General features: G+C 60.0%; 22 protein-coding genes. 17 read left to right on the top strand and 5 right to left on the bottom strand.

Annotated elements, in window-relative coordinates:
- Positions 1-14: 14 nt before the first annotated feature.
- A complete protein-coding gene (locus ACVWYP_RS39550; protein ID WP_456684286.1) occupies positions 15-329 on the top strand; it encodes a hypothetical protein in 315 nt (104 codons plus the stop codon).
- Between the two features lie 222 nt (positions 330-551).
- Here ACVWYP_RS39550 and ACVWYP_RS39555 read toward each other — a convergent pair whose 3' ends face one another.
- Positions 552-842 (bottom strand): DUF1488 family protein, encoded by a 291-nt coding sequence (locus ACVWYP_RS39555; RefSeq protein WP_240536844.1) that lies wholly within the window; start codon positions 840-842, stop codon positions 552-554.
- Positions 843-1,683: 841 nt separating this feature from the next.
- Between ACVWYP_RS39555 and ACVWYP_RS39560 the strand changes: the two genes are divergently transcribed.
- Both ACVWYP_RS39560 and ACVWYP_RS39565 read left to right on the top strand, forming a co-directional pair.
- Entirely contained in the window at positions 1,684-2,064 is a 381-nt protein-coding gene (locus tag ACVWYP_RS39560; RefSeq protein ID WP_028343625.1) for a response regulator, read from the top strand.
- A 98-nt stretch (positions 2,065-2,162) separates the two neighbouring features.
- Positions 2,163-2,939: a sensor histidine kinase gene (locus tag ACVWYP_RS39565; RefSeq protein WP_028343624.1), complete on the top strand. Its 777-nt coding sequence runs from the start codon at positions 2,163-2,165 to the stop codon at positions 2,937-2,939.
- 51 nt (positions 2,940-2,990) lie between these two features.
- On the opposite strand, the gene ACVWYP_RS39570 is transcribed toward ACVWYP_RS39565, so the two are convergent.
- Positions 2,991-3,191, bottom strand: coding sequence for a hypothetical protein (locus tag ACVWYP_RS39570; protein WP_028343623.1), 201 nt, complete (start codon positions 3,189-3,191; stop codon positions 2,991-2,993).
- Between the two features lie 424 nt (positions 3,192-3,615).
- Between ACVWYP_RS39570 and ACVWYP_RS39575 the strand changes: the two genes are divergently transcribed.
- The 7 genes from ACVWYP_RS39575 (at position 3,616) to ACVWYP_RS39605 (ending at position 8,980) form a co-directional block, all read left to right on the top strand.
- Positions 3,616-4,692 (top strand): fatty acid desaturase, encoded by a 1,077-nt coding sequence (locus ACVWYP_RS39575; RefSeq protein ID WP_028343622.1) that lies wholly within the window; start codon positions 3,616-3,618, stop codon positions 4,690-4,692.
- A 50-nt stretch (positions 4,693-4,742) separates the two neighbouring features.
- Complete coding sequence (locus ACVWYP_RS39580; protein WP_051448086.1) at positions 4,743-5,249, top strand: hypothetical protein; 507 nt, start codon at positions 4,743-4,745, stop codon at positions 5,247-5,249.
- Positions 5,250-5,399: 150 nt separating this feature from the next.
- The gene (locus tag ACVWYP_RS39585) at positions 5,400-5,753 is read left to right on the top strand and encodes a CsbD family protein (RefSeq protein WP_028343620.1); all 354 of its coding nucleotides are present in this window, start codon (positions 5,400-5,402) and stop codon (positions 5,751-5,753) included.
- 48 nt (positions 5,754-5,801) lie between these two features.
- A complete protein-coding gene (locus ACVWYP_RS39590) occupies positions 5,802-6,050 on the top strand; it encodes a hypothetical protein (protein ID WP_028343619.1) in 249 nt (82 codons plus the stop codon).
- Between the two features lie 133 nt (positions 6,051-6,183).
- Positions 6,184-6,924, top strand: a complete 741-nt coding sequence (locus ACVWYP_RS39595) for a DUF1236 domain-containing protein (RefSeq protein WP_245288867.1) — start codon at positions 6,184-6,186, stop codon at positions 6,922-6,924.
- 226 nt (positions 6,925-7,150) lie between these two features.
- Entirely contained in the window at positions 7,151-8,035 is an 885-nt protein-coding gene (locus ACVWYP_RS39600; protein WP_028343617.1) for a transglutaminase family protein, read from the top strand.
- Between the two features lie 135 nt (positions 8,036-8,170).
- Positions 8,171-8,980, top strand: a complete 810-nt coding sequence (locus ACVWYP_RS39605; RefSeq protein ID WP_028343616.1) for a transglutaminase-like domain-containing protein — start codon at positions 8,171-8,173, stop codon at positions 8,978-8,980.
- 225 nt (positions 8,981-9,205) lie between these two features.
- Here the strand turns inward: ACVWYP_RS39605 and ACVWYP_RS39610 are convergent, their stop codons facing one another.
- Complete coding sequence (locus ACVWYP_RS39610; RefSeq protein WP_245288866.1) at positions 9,206-9,400, bottom strand: hypothetical protein; 195 nt, start codon at positions 9,398-9,400, stop codon at positions 9,206-9,208.
- A gap of 416 nt (positions 9,401-9,816) precedes the next feature.
- On the opposite strand from ACVWYP_RS39610, the gene ACVWYP_RS39615 reads away from it, so the two are divergent.
- From ACVWYP_RS39615 to ACVWYP_RS39640, 6 genes are all read left to right on the top strand, one after another.
- Positions 9,817-10,218, top strand: a complete 402-nt coding sequence (locus tag ACVWYP_RS39615; protein ID WP_196238221.1) for a hypothetical protein — start codon at positions 9,817-9,819, stop codon at positions 10,216-10,218.
- 27 nt (positions 10,219-10,245) lie between these two features.
- Positions 10,246-10,617, top strand: coding sequence for a hypothetical protein (locus ACVWYP_RS39620; RefSeq protein WP_026193324.1), 372 nt, complete (start codon positions 10,246-10,248; stop codon positions 10,615-10,617).
- A gap of 122 nt (positions 10,618-10,739) precedes the next feature.
- Positions 10,740-11,096 carry a response regulator gene (locus ACVWYP_RS39625; RefSeq protein ID WP_035632832.1) on the top strand — a complete coding sequence of 119 codons (357 nt, stop codon included), beginning with the start codon at positions 10,740-10,742 and terminating at the stop codon, positions 11,094-11,096.
- An 86-nt stretch (positions 11,097-11,182) separates the two neighbouring features.
- Positions 11,183-11,581, top strand: a complete 399-nt coding sequence (locus tag ACVWYP_RS39630) for a low affinity iron permease family protein (protein ID WP_016845142.1) — start codon at positions 11,183-11,185, stop codon at positions 11,579-11,581.
- A 114-nt stretch (positions 11,582-11,695) separates the two neighbouring features.
- Positions 11,696-12,487 (top strand): alpha/beta fold hydrolase, encoded by a 792-nt coding sequence (locus ACVWYP_RS39635; RefSeq protein ID WP_028343615.1) that lies wholly within the window; start codon positions 11,696-11,698, stop codon positions 12,485-12,487.
- A gap of 29 nt (positions 12,488-12,516) precedes the next feature.
- Positions 12,517-13,608 (top strand): sensor histidine kinase, encoded by a 1,092-nt coding sequence (locus ACVWYP_RS39640; RefSeq protein WP_051448087.1) that lies wholly within the window; start codon positions 12,517-12,519, stop codon positions 13,606-13,608.
- A 68-nt stretch (positions 13,609-13,676) separates the two neighbouring features.
- Here ACVWYP_RS39640 and ACVWYP_RS39645 read toward each other — a convergent pair whose 3' ends face one another.
- Together ACVWYP_RS39645 and ACVWYP_RS39650 are read right to left on the bottom strand one after the other, a co-directional pair.
- A complete protein-coding gene (locus tag ACVWYP_RS39645) occupies positions 13,677-14,855 on the bottom strand; it encodes an AI-2E family transporter (RefSeq protein ID WP_028343613.1) in 1,179 nt (392 codons plus the stop codon).
- Positions 14,856-14,938: 83 nt separating this feature from the next.
- Positions 14,939-15,943, bottom strand: a complete 1,005-nt coding sequence (locus ACVWYP_RS39650; protein WP_028343612.1) for an alpha/beta fold hydrolase — start codon at positions 15,941-15,943, stop codon at positions 14,939-14,941.
- A gap of 171 nt (positions 15,944-16,114) precedes the next feature.
- On the opposite strand from ACVWYP_RS39650, the gene ACVWYP_RS39655 reads away from it, so the two are divergent.
- Positions 16,115-16,297, top strand: coding sequence for a hypothetical protein (locus tag ACVWYP_RS39655; RefSeq protein ID WP_080686916.1), 183 nt, complete (start codon positions 16,115-16,117; stop codon positions 16,295-16,297).
- Positions 16,298-16,468 lie beyond the last annotated feature (171 nt).

The following is a 16,468-nucleotide window of genomic DNA, read 5'->3' on the forward strand; positions in this document are numbered from 1 at the left end:
GGAGAAATGCTATTATGAAAACCTTCGCAATCACTCTGGTAGCCGCCGCAAGTACGCTTATTGTGACCGCCGCTTCAGCCGCCCCACTTTCCGCCAGTGTATCGATTGCACCGGAGAGCAACATTCAAAACGTTCGCATGGTCTGCAATGAAGATGGTCGCTGCTGGCGCGAACGCCGCGAACGCCATGTTATCATCCGCGACGGGCGCGATGCTTACGGATATGCTCCTCGCGAGCGTTACATCGAGCGGCGCGGCTATGACGACCGTGCCGGCGTCGGCTTCCGCGCTCCCGGCGTGAGCGTCGGAATCGGGACCGACCGCTACTGAGAGACGACGGGATATCTATGAATGGCCGCGGAGTACTCCGCGGCCATTTTCATTGAGGCCATCTTCAAATGGCATAGATCGAACGCTTCACTCGGCGTCTGACGCGCAGTCTCGGTTAAACTTTGCCGCTACCCCTCGTGGCCAGTCGAGAGTATTCAGATGGCCAGGTCGAAGCACATCGGCAGTTTCGCCGATCAGGCGAAGTCCAGAAGCACGATCGGTTCAAAAATTTGCGGGGACCAGGTCGTAAGAGCCTCTGCTGCCGCGGACGTACACCTTGGCAGCGGCGGCGCAGATCAAGTCACGGTTGGAATCGAATGCGCGGAGGAAGCCCGGCTCATCGCAACCGATATCCGGTTGAATTCGCTTCAGCGCATTTTCGTTGATGAAAAACGATGCCTCAATAGCGCTGTCGTGTCCCCAAAATCGTACGGCACGCCGCGTGCGGTCATATGACCGGCTATGGTTCGGAAACTCGATCATGTTGCCGGGGCCGATCAGTTGTCGGAGCACGAGACCTCCGTGCCGGCTGCACGCGATTTGCGTCGCGGCATATTCGATGGCGATAGCCGATCCTGTCTCCGACGCACTCGCGTGCAACCGGTCGATACGCTGACAAGATGTGCTGTAGCCAAAGCTTGGCGCGAAGGGAGGGAGTTTGGAGCGATCCGGTTGCGCCAGCCTCCAAATGGCTATGCTGGAAGCGGATTACAACCCCGCTCGATCCTGTCACAGCAAATAGTTGCGCCTGGCCTCGTTATTCTGCGGATCGGCACTATATCCTAGACATCACCGCCCACCCCTCGGCTGTTATCGGTGACTGAGAGCATTGTGCTCCCGCCGCGACCTAGAGGCGGTTACTATGTCAGATATCTCCAAATTCAGCGTTCGCGAGTGGCTGGTGCCTCCGGTACTGCTGCCGGTCTTTTTTGTGCTGCTGATCGCTGCTGCGATGCTTATTCAGTGGTAGTTTCCCTCGGTGGGCCTGCGCCGTCAGCTCAAGCCAACCGCTCATTCCGGCCAGTCAAGCGAGTCCAATCGTCGTTAGCTTGCAAGCTGAACATCCGGGCGGCAGACGCCCTGGATAGAGCCCGCAAGATGCCGCCGGGAGACGAGCGCGCGGATGCGATGAAAATGGCTAAGATCCTGGAGAACGCCGCTGAAATGCTCGAGCATTTCAGCGGCAGGGTCGGCGTGCCAGCAAAATGACGGTTCCCGCGCTCCACCGTTCAGGCCCAATCTCGGATAATTAGTGAAAACAGCACCTGGGCATGGATCGTAGGGGCACCGAGATGCTTGTCTCAGATCAATCGCTTGTTTCAGTCACACCCGTTTTTCCGTGGATGCCCATCCGATGGTGCCCGATCTTTCACGCAGTCCGGCCGTCGTTCTCGTCGTAGAGGACGAGATGATGCTCCGCATGCGCGCGGTCGACATGGTGGAAGACGCCGGTTACACGCCGCTTGAAGCTCTGGATACCGACGAAGCCGTCGCAATCCTGGAATCCAGGTCCGACATCGCGCTCATGTGCACCGACCAGCTGCCCGGCAGCATGGACGGACTGGGTCTTGCGCGTACCGTGCACAAGCGTTGGCCGGCGATCAAGATCATCCTGGTGTCGGGGCATTTGAACCCATCGAGCATCGATCTTCCCCCCTGCAGCAGATTTTTTGGCAAACCACTCCAAGCCTGGCAAATCATAGCTGAGCTACGCAGCATGATTGGCCACGCTTGAATCTCGTGGTTTTTGGCGCTGTCTGCCGTCAGACGCTTCAATGCGAACGCTCGGCGGAAATCAAGTGCGGTACCCAGCCCGGGGTGATACAGTTGCAAATGCTCGAAGTTGATCTCCGCACAGACAAGCGCCCGGGCGGCGCAGAATTCCGGCAGGACTTCCTGGCGGCAGAGAATGTCAGCCTGCGGCTACTCCTGGCGCAAGCTGAGATCAATACAAGGAGTCTGCTTGCCAAGGCCGGCATCGACGCCAAAGAGCGCGAGGGATCCGACAAGCTGCAGAAGCTGATCCTCGAAGAGCTGCACCACCGCATCAAGAACACGCTCGCGACCGTCGCCGCAATCGTCTCCCAGAGCCTGCGCAACCTGCAGGGGGTTGAGCACGCGCAGCGCGCCATCGAGGGCCGGCTCTTGGCACTCGGCCGGGCGCACGATCTCCTTCTGCAGGCAAAATGGTCCAGCGCCGATCTTGGCACGGTCGTTCGCAGCGCCATCGAAGCCTTCGACAATCCCGACGAATCGAAATTCTCGATCACGGGACCCGATATCCGGATGGCGTCCGGTGCCGTCATCGCCGTCGCGATGACGCTCAACGAGCTTTGCACGAATACCACCAAGTTTGGCGCCCTGTCGGTCCCGGAGGGACGCGTCGACATCATCTGGACGGTGGACCAAGCGACACAACGCTTGCACCTCACCTGGACCGAAAAGAATGGCCCGATCGTCCAGCCGCCCGCAAAGCGCAGCTTCGGAACACGGCTGATCGAAACCCTGGGCAAGCAGTTGCGGGGTGACGTGCAACTAACCTATGCGTCGACGGGGTTTTCGTACACGTTCGAAGCGCCGATAGCCGCACTGAGCACCCCGGCCACATAGCTCGTGCGCGACGTATCGCGTGAGTGGACTCCCTTTTCGGGCTTCGGGCCCCTAGGTCTTGAGCGATTTTACTTGTTCATCTGCCGTCAGCCGGCAGACGAGTTCGCAATTGGAGCATTCGAAAGGTCGCAGGTCGGGATGGCCGTGGTCCGATTCGATCCGGGTCAGCGTCATGCGGCCTTGGCACTTCGGACAGCGCGGTCTTGCGATCGGAATAAGCGAGGGCTCGGGGCGTGCGAAGATTTCGGGCATGTGATGCTCCTTTGCGGGGTCGTCACCTGTAGTCGTGAAGCGAATCGGACGGCAAAGCACCAAGATCGCGCACCACCTGACCGGCCGCTGATCAATATTGCTCACATTTTCCGAGAAGTGATTGCAAGATCGGTAAAGAGGTCCGGCCCGCATTCGCGGCATTCGTAGACCGTGCAGCCTCGTTCAACCCGCGTGCTTTCAAGCGCTGGCTCTGACTGAGCAATATTGCTCAGCAAGACATCCGGATGCGGATTAGCATTGGATCTGATCATCGCATGTCGTGCGATAGCACCGCGTCGCTTATCGGCGCGGTGCTCGGTGTCATTGGTTACCTCGTGCCGAACCCGGGCTCGTCGTGATCATTCCGGTCGTCGATAATGTCGCGGCCTTGGCTTTGGCGGGTCCACTCCGAAAGCAGCTAGAGATGGTTCAACATCCACCGGAAACCCGCGCGCTGGCAGCGCCGCTCGCCCGGTATCGCCAACCCGATGACGCGCGAGGCATTTTCGAGCTGGTGATCACGGCAGTACCCTTTTCTGTCATCTGGGCTCTGATGCTCGTCGGCGTTGTCCGCGGCCATGGGATTGGCCTGCTGCTGGCCGTGCCCGCGGCAGGCCTGCTCGTTCGTCTCTTCATGATCCAGCATGACTGCGGCCATGGGTCTTTCTTTCGCAGCCGGCTTGCAAACGATTGGATCGGCCGAGCCATCGGCATTTTCACTTTAACTCCCTACGATTATTGGCGGCGCAACCATGCGCGACATCACGCGAGTTCTGGCAATCTCGATCATAGAGGTTCGGGCGACATCGACACATTGACCGTGAGCGAGTTTGCCGCTCAGTCTCGATGGCGCCAGATTCTCTATCGCCTGTACCGGCATCCGATCGTCATGTTTGGCGTGGGCCCGACATATCTGTTCATCTTGCGGCATCGATTGCCGATTGGGATGATGCGTAACGGCTGGCAGCCCTGGCTGAGCACAATGGGCACGAACGTCGCCATCGCGGTTCTGGTCGCCGGCATGATCCGACTGGTAGGCCTTGGGCCATTCCTGCTGGTGCATCTGCCGGTCATGATTCTGGCTGCGTCGATCGGCGTCTGGCTGTTCTATGTTCAACACCAGTTCGAGAACACCTCATGGTCACGCGATGAAGCCTGGAGCTTTCACGAAGCTGCGCTCTATGGCAGTTCGCACTATCACTTGCCATGGGTCTTGCGCTGGTTCACCGCGAACATCGGCGTCCACCACGTCCATCATCTATGCAGTCGAATTCCCTGCTATCGGCTGCCGGACGTGCTCCGGGATCATCCGGAACTCGCAAATGTGGGCCGAATCACCCTCGTCCAGAGCTTGCGATGTGTGCCGAAGGCCTTGTGGGACGAGAAGGAGCGACGGCTCATTTCGTTCCGGGACGCCGAAATAGGTCTGGTCGCGCGCCATAAGGGGACGCAGAACAATGGTTCCGTTGCGGGTCCTGGAATTCGCCGCTTGAATTCGTGAACTTAACGATGGGTTCGCGCTTGGTTCATTGGAGAACCAGCTTGAGCCGCATGTTCAAACCCTTTGTGTTTCTTATCGCAGCCATCTACTTCCTGGTGGACGCGGTCTTTTTCACTCTCTTCAAACCTGTCTTTCGCCGGTTGGCGAACTGCTGGGTTTTCAAGCGCGTACGAGCGTGGATCGAGTCGCTTCGCCCGTATCCGGCTCTGGCACTGTTCCTCGTGCCGGTCATCTTGCTTGAACCGGTCAAGCCTCTCGCGGCCTACCTGACGGCGACCGGGCACATCGGTCGCGGGTTTGCGCTCCTCATCGTCGGCGAGCTTCTCAAACTCCTGCTCATCGAGTGGCTCTTCTGCGTCAACCGCGACAAGCTGATGTCAATTCCTGCTTTCGCCTGGTGCCACGACAGGTTTTGCCAAGGCCAGGACTGGGTCGCTTCCCTGCCGGCATGGCAACTCGTGCGCGGCTGGAGCTTCAATGCCAAGCGCGCTGTTCAACGACATGCCCTGGAATTCAAGGCTGCGCAGAAGCGAAAGCTGCTTTCCTGGCGATCTTGATCCGCCTCTTCGGCGCGGTCGAGCGGCAGGCGTGGACTGCTGGGAGCTCAGATCGCAACCACATTTGCAGGCCGCGCTCTGTGCGCGCAGGAACGTCGCGGGGTCCTGCCAGTTAGCTCGCCGAGACTTTCACCCCAGGGAGTATCTGCTATGGAGAACGATCGCATTGCCGGTTCGGCGAAGGAGTTCGCCGGTAAGCTCGAGGGCACCGTCGGCGATATCGCCGGAGATGCAAAGAGCCAGGCAGCGGGCCGCCTCCGCGAGGCGAAAGGCACCGCGCAGAACCTGTACGGCCAAGCCAAGGACGCAGCGCGCGACGTTACGGATGCCCCCGCCGACTACGCCAAGGACGCCTATGAGAACAGCGGCGAGACCTTCCGCGACGGCACACAAGCGATCGCGAGGAAAGTGCAGGATAATCCGCTCGGTTCGATGCTGATCGCCGGCGCGATCGGATTTGTGTTGGCGCAATGGCTGGCGCGCCCGACGCGGCGCGCACGATAGAGTTTGGGACGGGTGCAGCCGAGCAAATGCTGGATTGGAGATTGAATCATGAGTGACGACATCCCGCTCGCCCCCTTCCCCTACGAAAGCCTGGATCCTGCTTCAGAGCCGAAATCTCCTATCGCGGAAGTCTCCGACGCCGTGAAGGGAACGGCCAATCGGGTTGCGGGTGCGATAGAAGCGGGACGAAAGCCAGGAATGCCGCTGAGCATCCTGAGCAATATCGCGCGCGAAGCCCCTCTTGGCTCTCTGCTGGTCGCCTTCCTGCTGGGAGTTGCCATCGCCCGCCGTCGATGACGGCTTGCGCAGCTCGAGTGATGGGTCAATCGGAGAAAGCGGAACTCTAGGAGGTCGGAGCCGTTGCACCCTATGGCCGGCTCCGTCGGCATAGATTGAATTTGAATTGGAAAATCAGATGAGAAAGTCATTAATGGTTTCTGCGGCCGTTGCGGCCCTATTGGCCACAACCGGGTTTGCGACAGCTCAAGGCGCCAACCAAGGAGCGGCGAAGGACTCTCCGACGGCCGCTTCGCCGAAAGGTGATCCTGCGGCGCCGATGAATGCACCGGCGGCAAAGGGAGTCGAGAAGGCTACCCCAGGTGCTGGGTCAAAGGAGATGGCGCCCCAACATGCGCAGGGCAAGCCGGATGCGAAAACGACCGGTGACATGAAGGCCGATGGCAAGTCGAAGGCCTCGGAGTCGACGACGCCGGCCGCCACGAAGGACCTAAAGAATCCGGCCGCCGAAACGACGTCGCCTTCGGGCGGCAAGGCGGCGAGCGAGATGAAAGCCGAAAGCAAGACGAAATCGTCTGATTCGGCCGCGACCTCGAAGGACTTGAAGACTCCGACTGCCGAGACCAAGCCCTCGACCTCGGACAACAAGACGACCGGCAACGCCGCAACCGCAGCGACAGCGACGCCTCCCGCCGAGAAGCGCACCCAGATCAGTTCGGCGATGAAGCAAGAGAAGGTCGAGGAAGTTGCAAACGTGAACTTCAACCTCTCGGTCGGAACGGCCGTGCCGGCGGGCGTCCGTTATTACCCGATGCCAGCACGTATCGTCGAGATCTATCCGGAATGGCGTGGATACGATTTCATCCTCGTGCACGGAAGGTACATCGTTCTTCGCCCGCGCACCCACGAGATCGTCTACATCATCGAAGGCTAGGCGACCACGCCAGGCGTATGACAGGCAGTTACGAGGGCGGCTCGAGAGCCGCCCTTGTTGTATGGGTCAACCAGACATGCGAACCTGTCCTGGCATCACTTGCGCCACGCCCTTCCGAAGATCTCGTCAGTTGTCGGCAAATTCAGATACATTTCCCGTCGGAATGCGATCGTCGCCATCAACCGAGCGAATCGTGAGCCCTTAACCCTCGTCGACCGGCGACATCATGGCGATCTTCATCGTCCGGCATAGTACAACGTACCGGTACGAGCGCGAGGTAAGGCTCGGCCGGCATCAGCTAATGGCACGTCCGCGGGACAGCTTCGATCAACGACTGATTGACTTCTCGCTCGATGTGACGCCGAAGCCCTCAGAGGTGAGATGGCTTCATGATGTCTTTGGGAATTGCGTCGCGCACATCGAATTTGACCGCGCGAGCGATTACTTGCGATTCGACTGTGAAATCAAGGTTGACCACACTCCGGAGAACGCCCCGGACTTCAGGATTGAGGATTACGCGAAGGACCATCCATTCACGTATCATGACGAAGAGGCGCCTGACCTGGCACCTTATGTTCAGAGATGGTTCTCCGACCCGGAAGATCATGTTGGCCGGTGGCTGGACACCTTTCTCACGCGGGGGACGAAACGTCCGACGGGCCAGCTCCTGATGACCCTCAATGAAGCAATCTCGGATGGCTTCGCATATGACCGCCGCACGGCGCCAGGAACTCAAATTCCCTCCACCACACTTGAACTGAGGAAAGGCACCTGCAGGGACTTTGCCGTTTTGATGATTGAAGCCGCACGCAGTCTGGGCTTCGCCGCGCGCTTTATCACGGGCTACATCTACGTACCGGATCGCGATGGACCTACCTGGCTGGGTGGGGGAGCCACTCATGCCTGGTGCCAGATTTACGTCCCCGGTTCGGGCTGGGTCGAGTTCGATCCGACCAACGGCATCGTCGGAAACCGGGACTTAATTCGCGTCGCGGTGGCCAGAATCCCGAGCCAGGCCATTCCCCTGTTCGGCACCTATTGGGGAAGTCGCGAGGACGAGCTTGGGATGAATGTGGAGGTCAACGTCAAAACGGCGTCGGCTCTATTGTAGCTGCTGTGATGAAGTGGCTGGAACACAAGTACCACCAGGGCGTTGGGGTTCGCGCCGCGCTGTGTCGCGAGTGTAGGGTGAGCACACACAAAATCGAAGTAGTCGAGCAGCCTTCTCGACTTTGGAGGACGCCGAGTGAAGATCCGGGTCGGCTATGAGATGGTCTACGAGTTTCCGCAACCCACACCCATGATCATGGTCCTGGGCGTTCATTTTACCCGGGCTTCCGACGTTATCGTGCCTGACTATCTGACCACTGATCCTCCGGTGGCGATCAACCCATACCGCGATGGCTTCGGTAACTGGTGCAGCCGTATCGTTGCTCCAGCCGGTCGACTGCGGCTGGCGGCTGATGGCATCATTCGCGACACGGGCTTGCCGGACGCCACCGTGCCCTCGGCTTCCCAACACGCGGTCGAGGACTTGCCGGCAGAGACGATCGTGTATCTTCTCGGCAGTCGCTATTGCGAAACCGACCAGCTATCCGACACCGCGTGGAAGCTCTTCGAGAAGCAGCCGCCCGGATGGGCGCGCGTTCAGGCGATCTGCGATTTCGTCCACAATCACATTCAATTCGGCTACGAGCACGCGCGCGCCACCAAGACCTCCCGGGAAGTGTACCACGAGGGCAAGGGCGTTTGTCGCGACTTTGCGCATCTGGCCATTACGTTCTGCCGCTGCATGAACATTCCGGCAAGGTACTGCACCGGCTATTTGGGCGACATCGCCATGCCGCCCCCCTATGCCCCAGGAGACTTCGCCGGATGGTTCGAGGCCTACATTGGCGGACGTTGGTACACGTTCGATCCGCGCAACAACGTGCCACGGATTGGACGCATCCTGATTGCCCTGGGACGTGACGCTGCTGACGTTCCGATTACGCAGACGTTCGGGCCCAACACCCTGGTGAGCTTTAAGGTGTGGACCGACGAGATCACTTCCTAGCAACGCGACTTGCGGCTTTCCTGGAACGAATGTCGGCGGCGTTGCTTGGTAACGGGCGACCGGATGCAAGTGCCCCCACGCATCCGATGAAATGACGGCCCCAGCGCGCCCCCACGCCCTGGGGCCGTTCCTTTAGGAGAGCCCTTCTGGTCTTGCTCTCTGGGCCTGGGCTTCTCGCCCAAATCAGCACTTCACCGCTTCGAAACCGAGATCGCCGTCAGCCAGTCACTTTCGGGGCGCCGTTGGCTTCTTCGGTATCAGCCATTTCCTCATTTCAGCGGCAAGGCCAAGTTGCTCGGCTTTTCTGATGGCTTCGAATCGCATCGCTCCGGCCGGCAACTGCTTTGCTTGCGCCAGAGCCTCGGATGCCCGGGTAGCCCAATCGTGACGATCCAGATCGTTGCGCGGCAGCGTTGTCATTTCATCGTCCTCAGTGTGGCGCTCGAAAGCCAGCACCGGTCGCCGCGTCGCGTGAAGTGTTGGGGGCCCTGGCTTGTGACCCGAGCACGCTCGCCCCCTGCAGAATAAGGGTAGCGGCACTATCGAACTCTCACCGATCGGCGTCCACGGCGATCGCAGCAGTATGGACCCGGCAGCGCCGCCCGCTGGTCAATATTGCTCACGACCAGGAGTTTGACGGGATCACCGCAGTCCGCTGTCGCGGCAATGCTCTTTGCACGACACAACTGGACGCCAAACGATGCCAACTATCGTGCAAGTTTATTTGGACCTTGGGCTCGTTGTCCGGACCCTTGATCCCCATATCTATTTGAGTCTGATCACCCCATCGGGGGTTGTTCGGAAGGGGCCGCGACTTTCAACGAAAGGGGCCCGGCATGTTTAGATCTCAGCAATCTCGGGCGAGAGAAGCCAAGCACGGCGAACTGACCAAGCACCCGCCCGATCCGGATCAGAACCGTTCGTACGGTGCAGCCCTTGCGGCCCAAGAAGAACGTGTTTTGCGGTGTCTGGGCGCGGCCATCATCATACGATGGAACGCCCTGCCGACGACGCTGCAACGGCAGATCTTCGACACTGCGGGGTCGGTCGGCAAGTTACTGGCGACATCGGCGCTCCGCAGCCAAATCGCCCGGTTTCTTCACAACCACAAGGATGATGCCGGTCGTGGCAAATTACCGGTGACAGAAGACTCGCCTGCCGATGCAAGATCAAGTGCCCTGGCGCTGTCGCGATGGGACAACGAGGGAGGAGCAGTCCACGACTGCCCGCCGATGTAGATGGACGCTGATAACAGGAGGACTCCCATGTCGCTTACACAGTTTCGGGTCGATGACGGACCACACGTCATGGATGGACTAAGGCTTCTTGCTCAGGATGGAAATGATGGCGTAGAAGCGTTTATTGGGCGGAAGGTGATGGACGTCTGGGCGGACTCCATCGAGCATCGTGGAGGGCGACAAAGCCTGTTTCGCGATCAATACAATGCGCTTGGCAGACTGAACCTTCCCGCACTTCAGCGGATCGTGAGCGCGAAATACCGGAGAGGCGCGGCATTCAACCGACAGCATCCCTTCGTCGAGGTTCTATTCTCCGACATTGCGGACAGCGGCGAGGCGCTGGATCTGAGTGAACTGGTTCGAAAGACGTTGCCACCGGCATTTCACAGGATGGCCTGAGTCTCAGAACTCCGAGAATGCTGCGACGTTGGCAGCGTCGCCGCGGAACCCTATCAAGGCTGGGCCGTTCCAGACTCGCAACGGTTGTCAAGAGTATTGAGGAGCCACCAGTGCGAATACTTATGGTCGAGGACGATCCACTTGTCCGCGAATTGGTGGTCGACGCTCTGCGCGAGGAAGGCTACGAGGTCTTTCACGCCTCCAATGGTGAGCAAGCGCTGGCATTGTGCAAGAGGCAGATCGCGGACGTTCTGGTCACCGACATCAGGCTGCCCGGCGGAGTTGACGGGTGGCAGATCGCCGAACGTTGTCGGGAGCATGATCCCCAGCTGCAGGTGATCTACGCGACCGGCTTCTCGCCCGTCGAGGCCCGTCCGGTGCCTGGCAGTCTCACCTTGCACAAGCCCTACCAACCCGACCGCATCGTCGAAGCGGTCAGACAAATGGGAAAAGAAAGACGGCCTCCTTCCATCAGCTGACGGCGCTCCTTGCGGTCCGTCGATCGCCAATAGCTGACTTGCGGACATCTGCGGTGTGGCTTCCGCTTCGCCAAGGAAATCATTCAATGCGCGCAAATCTGCCCATAGGCTCTACGTCCGCGAATGCTCAACCAAGCGGCAATTGGTTCGCCCGGCTGGCAGTTGCGACCTCGCGCATTTCCGGCCGACCGACGACCTTTCTGCTGGCAGTTGCCGTCGTACTCGTGTGGGCGATCACAGGTCCCTTATTCGGCTTCAGCGATACCTGGCAGCTCGTCATCAACACGGGCACGACAATCGTGACGTTCCTGATGGTCTTTCTGATCCAGTCAACGCAGAACCGCGACACGCTGGCCTTGCAGTTGAAACTCGACGAATTGATCCTGGCGACCAAGGCCGCAAGCAACCGCATTGCGGGCATCGAGGAGGCGTCGGATGAAGAAATCAAGCAAGCGAAAGTCGAGATGCTCGAGCGCGCCGGCTGATCCGGATCGGCTCGCAGGACCGGGCATCTCCACTGCATTCAGGCCTCGCAAACCGGACCGCGGCCCGGCGACGTTAGAGGAACTGCACGATAAAGGGCGATTCAGGGAGTCCTGATGGCAGGCACAATCAAACGAAATAACGTTCGCGTTCGCGGCGCCGGCCACCGGACGATGATCTTCGCACACGGCTTCGGGTGCGACCAGAACATGTGGCGCTTTGTGGCTCCCGCGTTCGAAAAGGATTTCATGACCGTTGTGTTCGACCACGTCGGCGCCGGCGGCTCCGACCTCTCGGCCTACGACAGCGCCAAATATTCGACCCTGTCCGGCTACGCCAAAGACGTGGTCGAAATCGGCACGGAGCTCGGATTGAAGGATTCCGTCTTCGTAGGACATTCCGTCAGCAGCATGATCGGCGTGCTGGCCGCCCGACAAGCCCCCGGGATGTTCGGCAAGCTCGTACTCATCGGCCCGTCACCCCGTTACATCGACGACGATGGATACGTTGGTGGGTTCAGCGCTCAGCAGATCGAGGAATTGCTCAGGTTTCTCGACTCGAACCACATGGGTTGGTCGATGCAGATGGCGCCGATGATCATGGGCAATCCCGACCGACCGGAATTGGGTCAGGAGCTAACCAATAGCTTCTGCAGCACGGATCCCGAAATCGCCAAAGCGTTCGCCCGGGTGACCTTCACCTCCGACAACCGCGAAGACCTCGCGGAGGTCTCCCTTCCGACCCTCGTTCTCCAGTGCAGCGAGGATATTATCGCCCCGCCGGAGGTCGGCGAGTTTGTCGCCCGCAATATTCCCAACAGCCGGATGATCGTCCTGGACGCGACCGGGCATTGCCCAAATCTGAGCGCGCCGGAAGAGGTCATCGCGGCGATGCGACCTTTTGTCTAGTGCGCGCCTCCGATCCCCAGTTCAAGGACATGATCGACAACGCGCCCTGCGGTTACGTCACCCTGCAGCCGAACGGCCGGATCGAGTACGTCAACCTCACCTTCCTGGAATGGAGCGGACATACGGCGCCACAGATGATCGGGAAGTGCTTCAGCGATTTTCTGACCATGCCGGGCCGCATCTATTACGAAACCCATATCGCGCCGCTGCTCCGAATGCAGGGATCCTTCGACGAATTCGCCATCGACGTGTTGACCGCCGCCGGTACGCCGCTGCAGATGATCGCCAACGCGAACGAGCGCCGCGATCCGGAAGGAAGGCTGCTGCTCATCCGTCTAGCCCTGATCAAGGCGACGGATCGGCGGCGCTACGAGCACGAGCTTCTGGCCGCCCGAGAATTGGCGATTGGCGCCGAGAAGGCGACGCAAGAACTGCTGCGGCTCGAGCACGAAACCTCCGAGTTGCGCGAACAGTTCATCGCCGTGCTCGGTCACGATCTTCGCAATCCTCTCGCCTCCATTAGCGCCGGCGCGAGAATTCTCGACCGAACCGTCCATAGCGAAAAGGAACACCAGATCATCGCCATGATGCAGACCACGGTCATGCGAATGGCCTCGATGATCGACAACGTCCTCGACTTCGCGCGCGGTCGGCTGGGCGGCGGCATTACCCTGGAACGCGATGCAAGAGCGCCGCTCGAACCTGCCCTTGCCCAGGTGGTCGACGAACTGAGACTGGCCTCACCCGGCCGGGTCATCGAAACCGAATTTGCCATCGACGAGCCGGTGAACTGCGATCGCATCCGCATCGGCCAGCTCCTCTCCAACCTTCTCGGCAACGCGGTGACGCACGGAGCAACCGACAAACCCATCGTCGTTCACGCCGAGACGCGAAAGGGATCGTTTGAACTCTGGGTCGCCAATGCGGGTGAGGCGATTCCGGAAACGGTGATGGAGAAGTTGTTCGAACCGTTCTTCCGCGGCAAAGCTCGTGCGAGCAAGCAGGGGCTTGGATTGGGGCTCTACATCGCCTCTCAGATCGCAAAGGCCCATGGGGGCGCTTTGACCGTTGCATCGAACTCCGCTGGGACCCGCTTCACCTTCTCTATGCCTCTTTCGTAGCCTGCCAGCACTGGCCTTGCCTCGCCGGCGGCACGTCCTCAATCCATCACCGAGACGCGATACTGCGATTATCCTTCGAGGACGTGCCCCAAAGCCTTTAGCGGACGGACGCGATCGCTGACGATCTTCAGGATGGCCAGCATTGGAACGGCCAGGATCGCGCCGGGCACCCCCCACATCCAGAACCAGAACACCAGCGACAGGATGATCAGCACGGGATTCAGGGTGAAGCGTCGCGCAAGCAGCATGGGAGTCAGGGTCTCGCCCTCGGCGAGGTGGATGCAGAAGTAAAGAACCGCCGGCAGCAAGGCCCACCACAAGCTGTCGAAACTCAACATTCCGGCCAGCAGGAAGATAACGGTTCCCAACAACGGCCCCAGAATTGGAACGTAGTTGAGCAGGAAGGCAGCGGCTCCCCACAACAAGGGATCTCCAAGCCCGCAGAGGTACATCGCAGCCGCCGTCGCTATTCCCACCGCAGCATTCATGGCCGTGATCGTGAGCAGATAGGCGGATATGTCCGCTTCGATCTGCTGGAAGATGTCCACGGCCTGCCTCTTGTCGGCAAAATTCGGCAGCACCTCGACGATGCGTCGCAGAAAAATGTCGCCTGCGACCAAAAGGAAATAGAGCACCAGAACCGTCGTGAACAGGCCGTCGAGCACGGCGCGCGTTCCGGCAAAGAGCACGCCGGTCAGACCGAGATCGCGGCGAACCGAAACGGTGGGCTCCTTTTTCCCGGGAGAGTCCGCGACGTGCTCCGCCTGCTGGACAACCTTTTGCAGCGCTTCGATCGGGCGCTTCAGGACGACCAGATGAGTTTCCAGGCGCGGTAAGCCGTCCGGCAACTTCTCCGCCCACGACGCGGCGGGTACTGACAAGGCTGCCACAAAGCCGACGAGCGCTCCCACGACCAGCAGGATCGCCAAGAGCGCGCCGACGGTACGGGGTAGGCCGATACGCTCGAGAAGATCCACGGCAGGTTGCAGAATGAGTTGCAACACGAAGGCGAGCACCACGGGCAATATGATCGAGCTTGCCACGTACACGGCCGCCAGGACGGCCAGTGTCAACAGGCTACCGAGAAAGAACGTCTGCGGACTGGACGGCAGCGGCATCTCGACATTGTCGACCGCCTGCGTTGGCAAGGCCTCCGATTCCGACGCGCCGGCGTCCTGCCCTGGCGACGAGGGGGGCTCCTGCGGCAACATCGAAAGCGAAACCAAGGGGTCTCCTCCATCCTCCACGCAAATCTGTCCTGCCGGTAGCCAGGTATCCCTGCGCGGTCATGGCGAGCGGTACGCGCCAGCGCATCGCCGCATCCGACGGACTAGTGCAGGGTCTCGGCAGCGGCTTCGTCGATAGCCGCCATTAGATCTCGCGTGGCAGATTGCTGGATCATATGTCCGGCTCCGGCAATGCGGTGCAGCTTGCTCTGCTTGACCTCGTCATGCAGCCTGGCCGATTGCTCATCGATATCGATCAAACGATCATCCTCGCCCGCGAGTATGATCGTCGGCATGTCGAGTTCGCCGTAGGTCTTCGAAGAAGCAAATGCAGCGGGAACCATCAACGTCGATTCCGCTGCACCGGCGCGGAGCTGTGATGGCCGGACGGCCATTTCCTTCGGAAAGCCGGCGAATTTTCCGGGGACTGGTTGCGGGCCGAACACCTTGCGCAACATTGCCGGCCACATCAATCGACCCAGGATCGGTGAGACAGTGTAGCTGATGATATCGCCAAGCGCGGGTGTAGCGGATAGAGATGAGGCCACTGCGTCGGCTCGCGCGGTCGGAAAATAGTATCCCGATGCCAGCACCAGCGCTTCGACGAAGGAAGGATGCCTTATCGCCAGCGCAACCGCGACCGACGCCCCCCACGAATGCCCGAGTACGATGGCTCGCTGAACGCCCAGCCCATCAAATGCCTTCCTGAACAGGTCCGCCTGTGCCTCCGGCGTCCAAACCACGTTTCGCGGCCGCAGGCTATGCCCGAATCCAGGTCGGTCGAAGACGATGACCCGGTAATTCTCGGCTGCCAGATCGATCAGGCCGCTCGACTCGAAATCCTGGATCATGCTGCCATTGCCGTGGAAGAGAACCAGCGGCCGGCCATTGCCGCGCTCCACATAGTGCAGACGGACCCCGTCGACGTCGAGGAACCGCCCCTGTGGCGGGTTATCACGCTGCGCTTTCTCGGCAAAATGCCGGTTCGCGATCGCCGTCGCCGCCACAAGGGTAGCGGCCCCAGCAAACGCGGCGATGGCGGGATATCGCCTGAAGGCGGCCAGACAGTCGGACAGGAATGCCGAAGAACGTATTTGCGAAAAAGCCATGTGCAACACCTCAAGTGGTCTGCACGACGCCTCACGCCAATGAGAATGTTGCAGGTCATGCTCAACGGCGACGAGCGAGCTTTCGTTCCACGCGGTCAATCGCAGCCATGGGAACATAGAGACCTCGGTCCCGTTCAACATTGTTGCTCTTCCCAAGGAGTGACAGGTCCAATGACTAACAAAAAGAACCCGAACGAGAAGCAGCCCGGCGAGAATCCGGATGGCAAGTACCATTTCAATCCCGGAAATATGGCGGGGAAAACGCCGGGGGATGCGGAGCAGACTGACGAAAATCGGGGCACTCGGCATGATCACAAGACTCCGCACGATCACAAGGAAGAGCCCGGCGGTTAGAACTTGTTGATGAGGCCGCCAATTGGCGGCTCGCTTTCTCTCGCGGCGGCCGGTGAAGGGCACGGCCGCTGTGATTTTGCTCAGACTCAGACTGATGACCGTTCTAAGCTAACAGAGACATCCATGGAGCCGGAACGAAAAGCCCGGCCACGAGGGCCGGGCCGATCGGAA

Source organism: Bradyrhizobium sp. USDA 3262 (assembly GCF_054060035.1).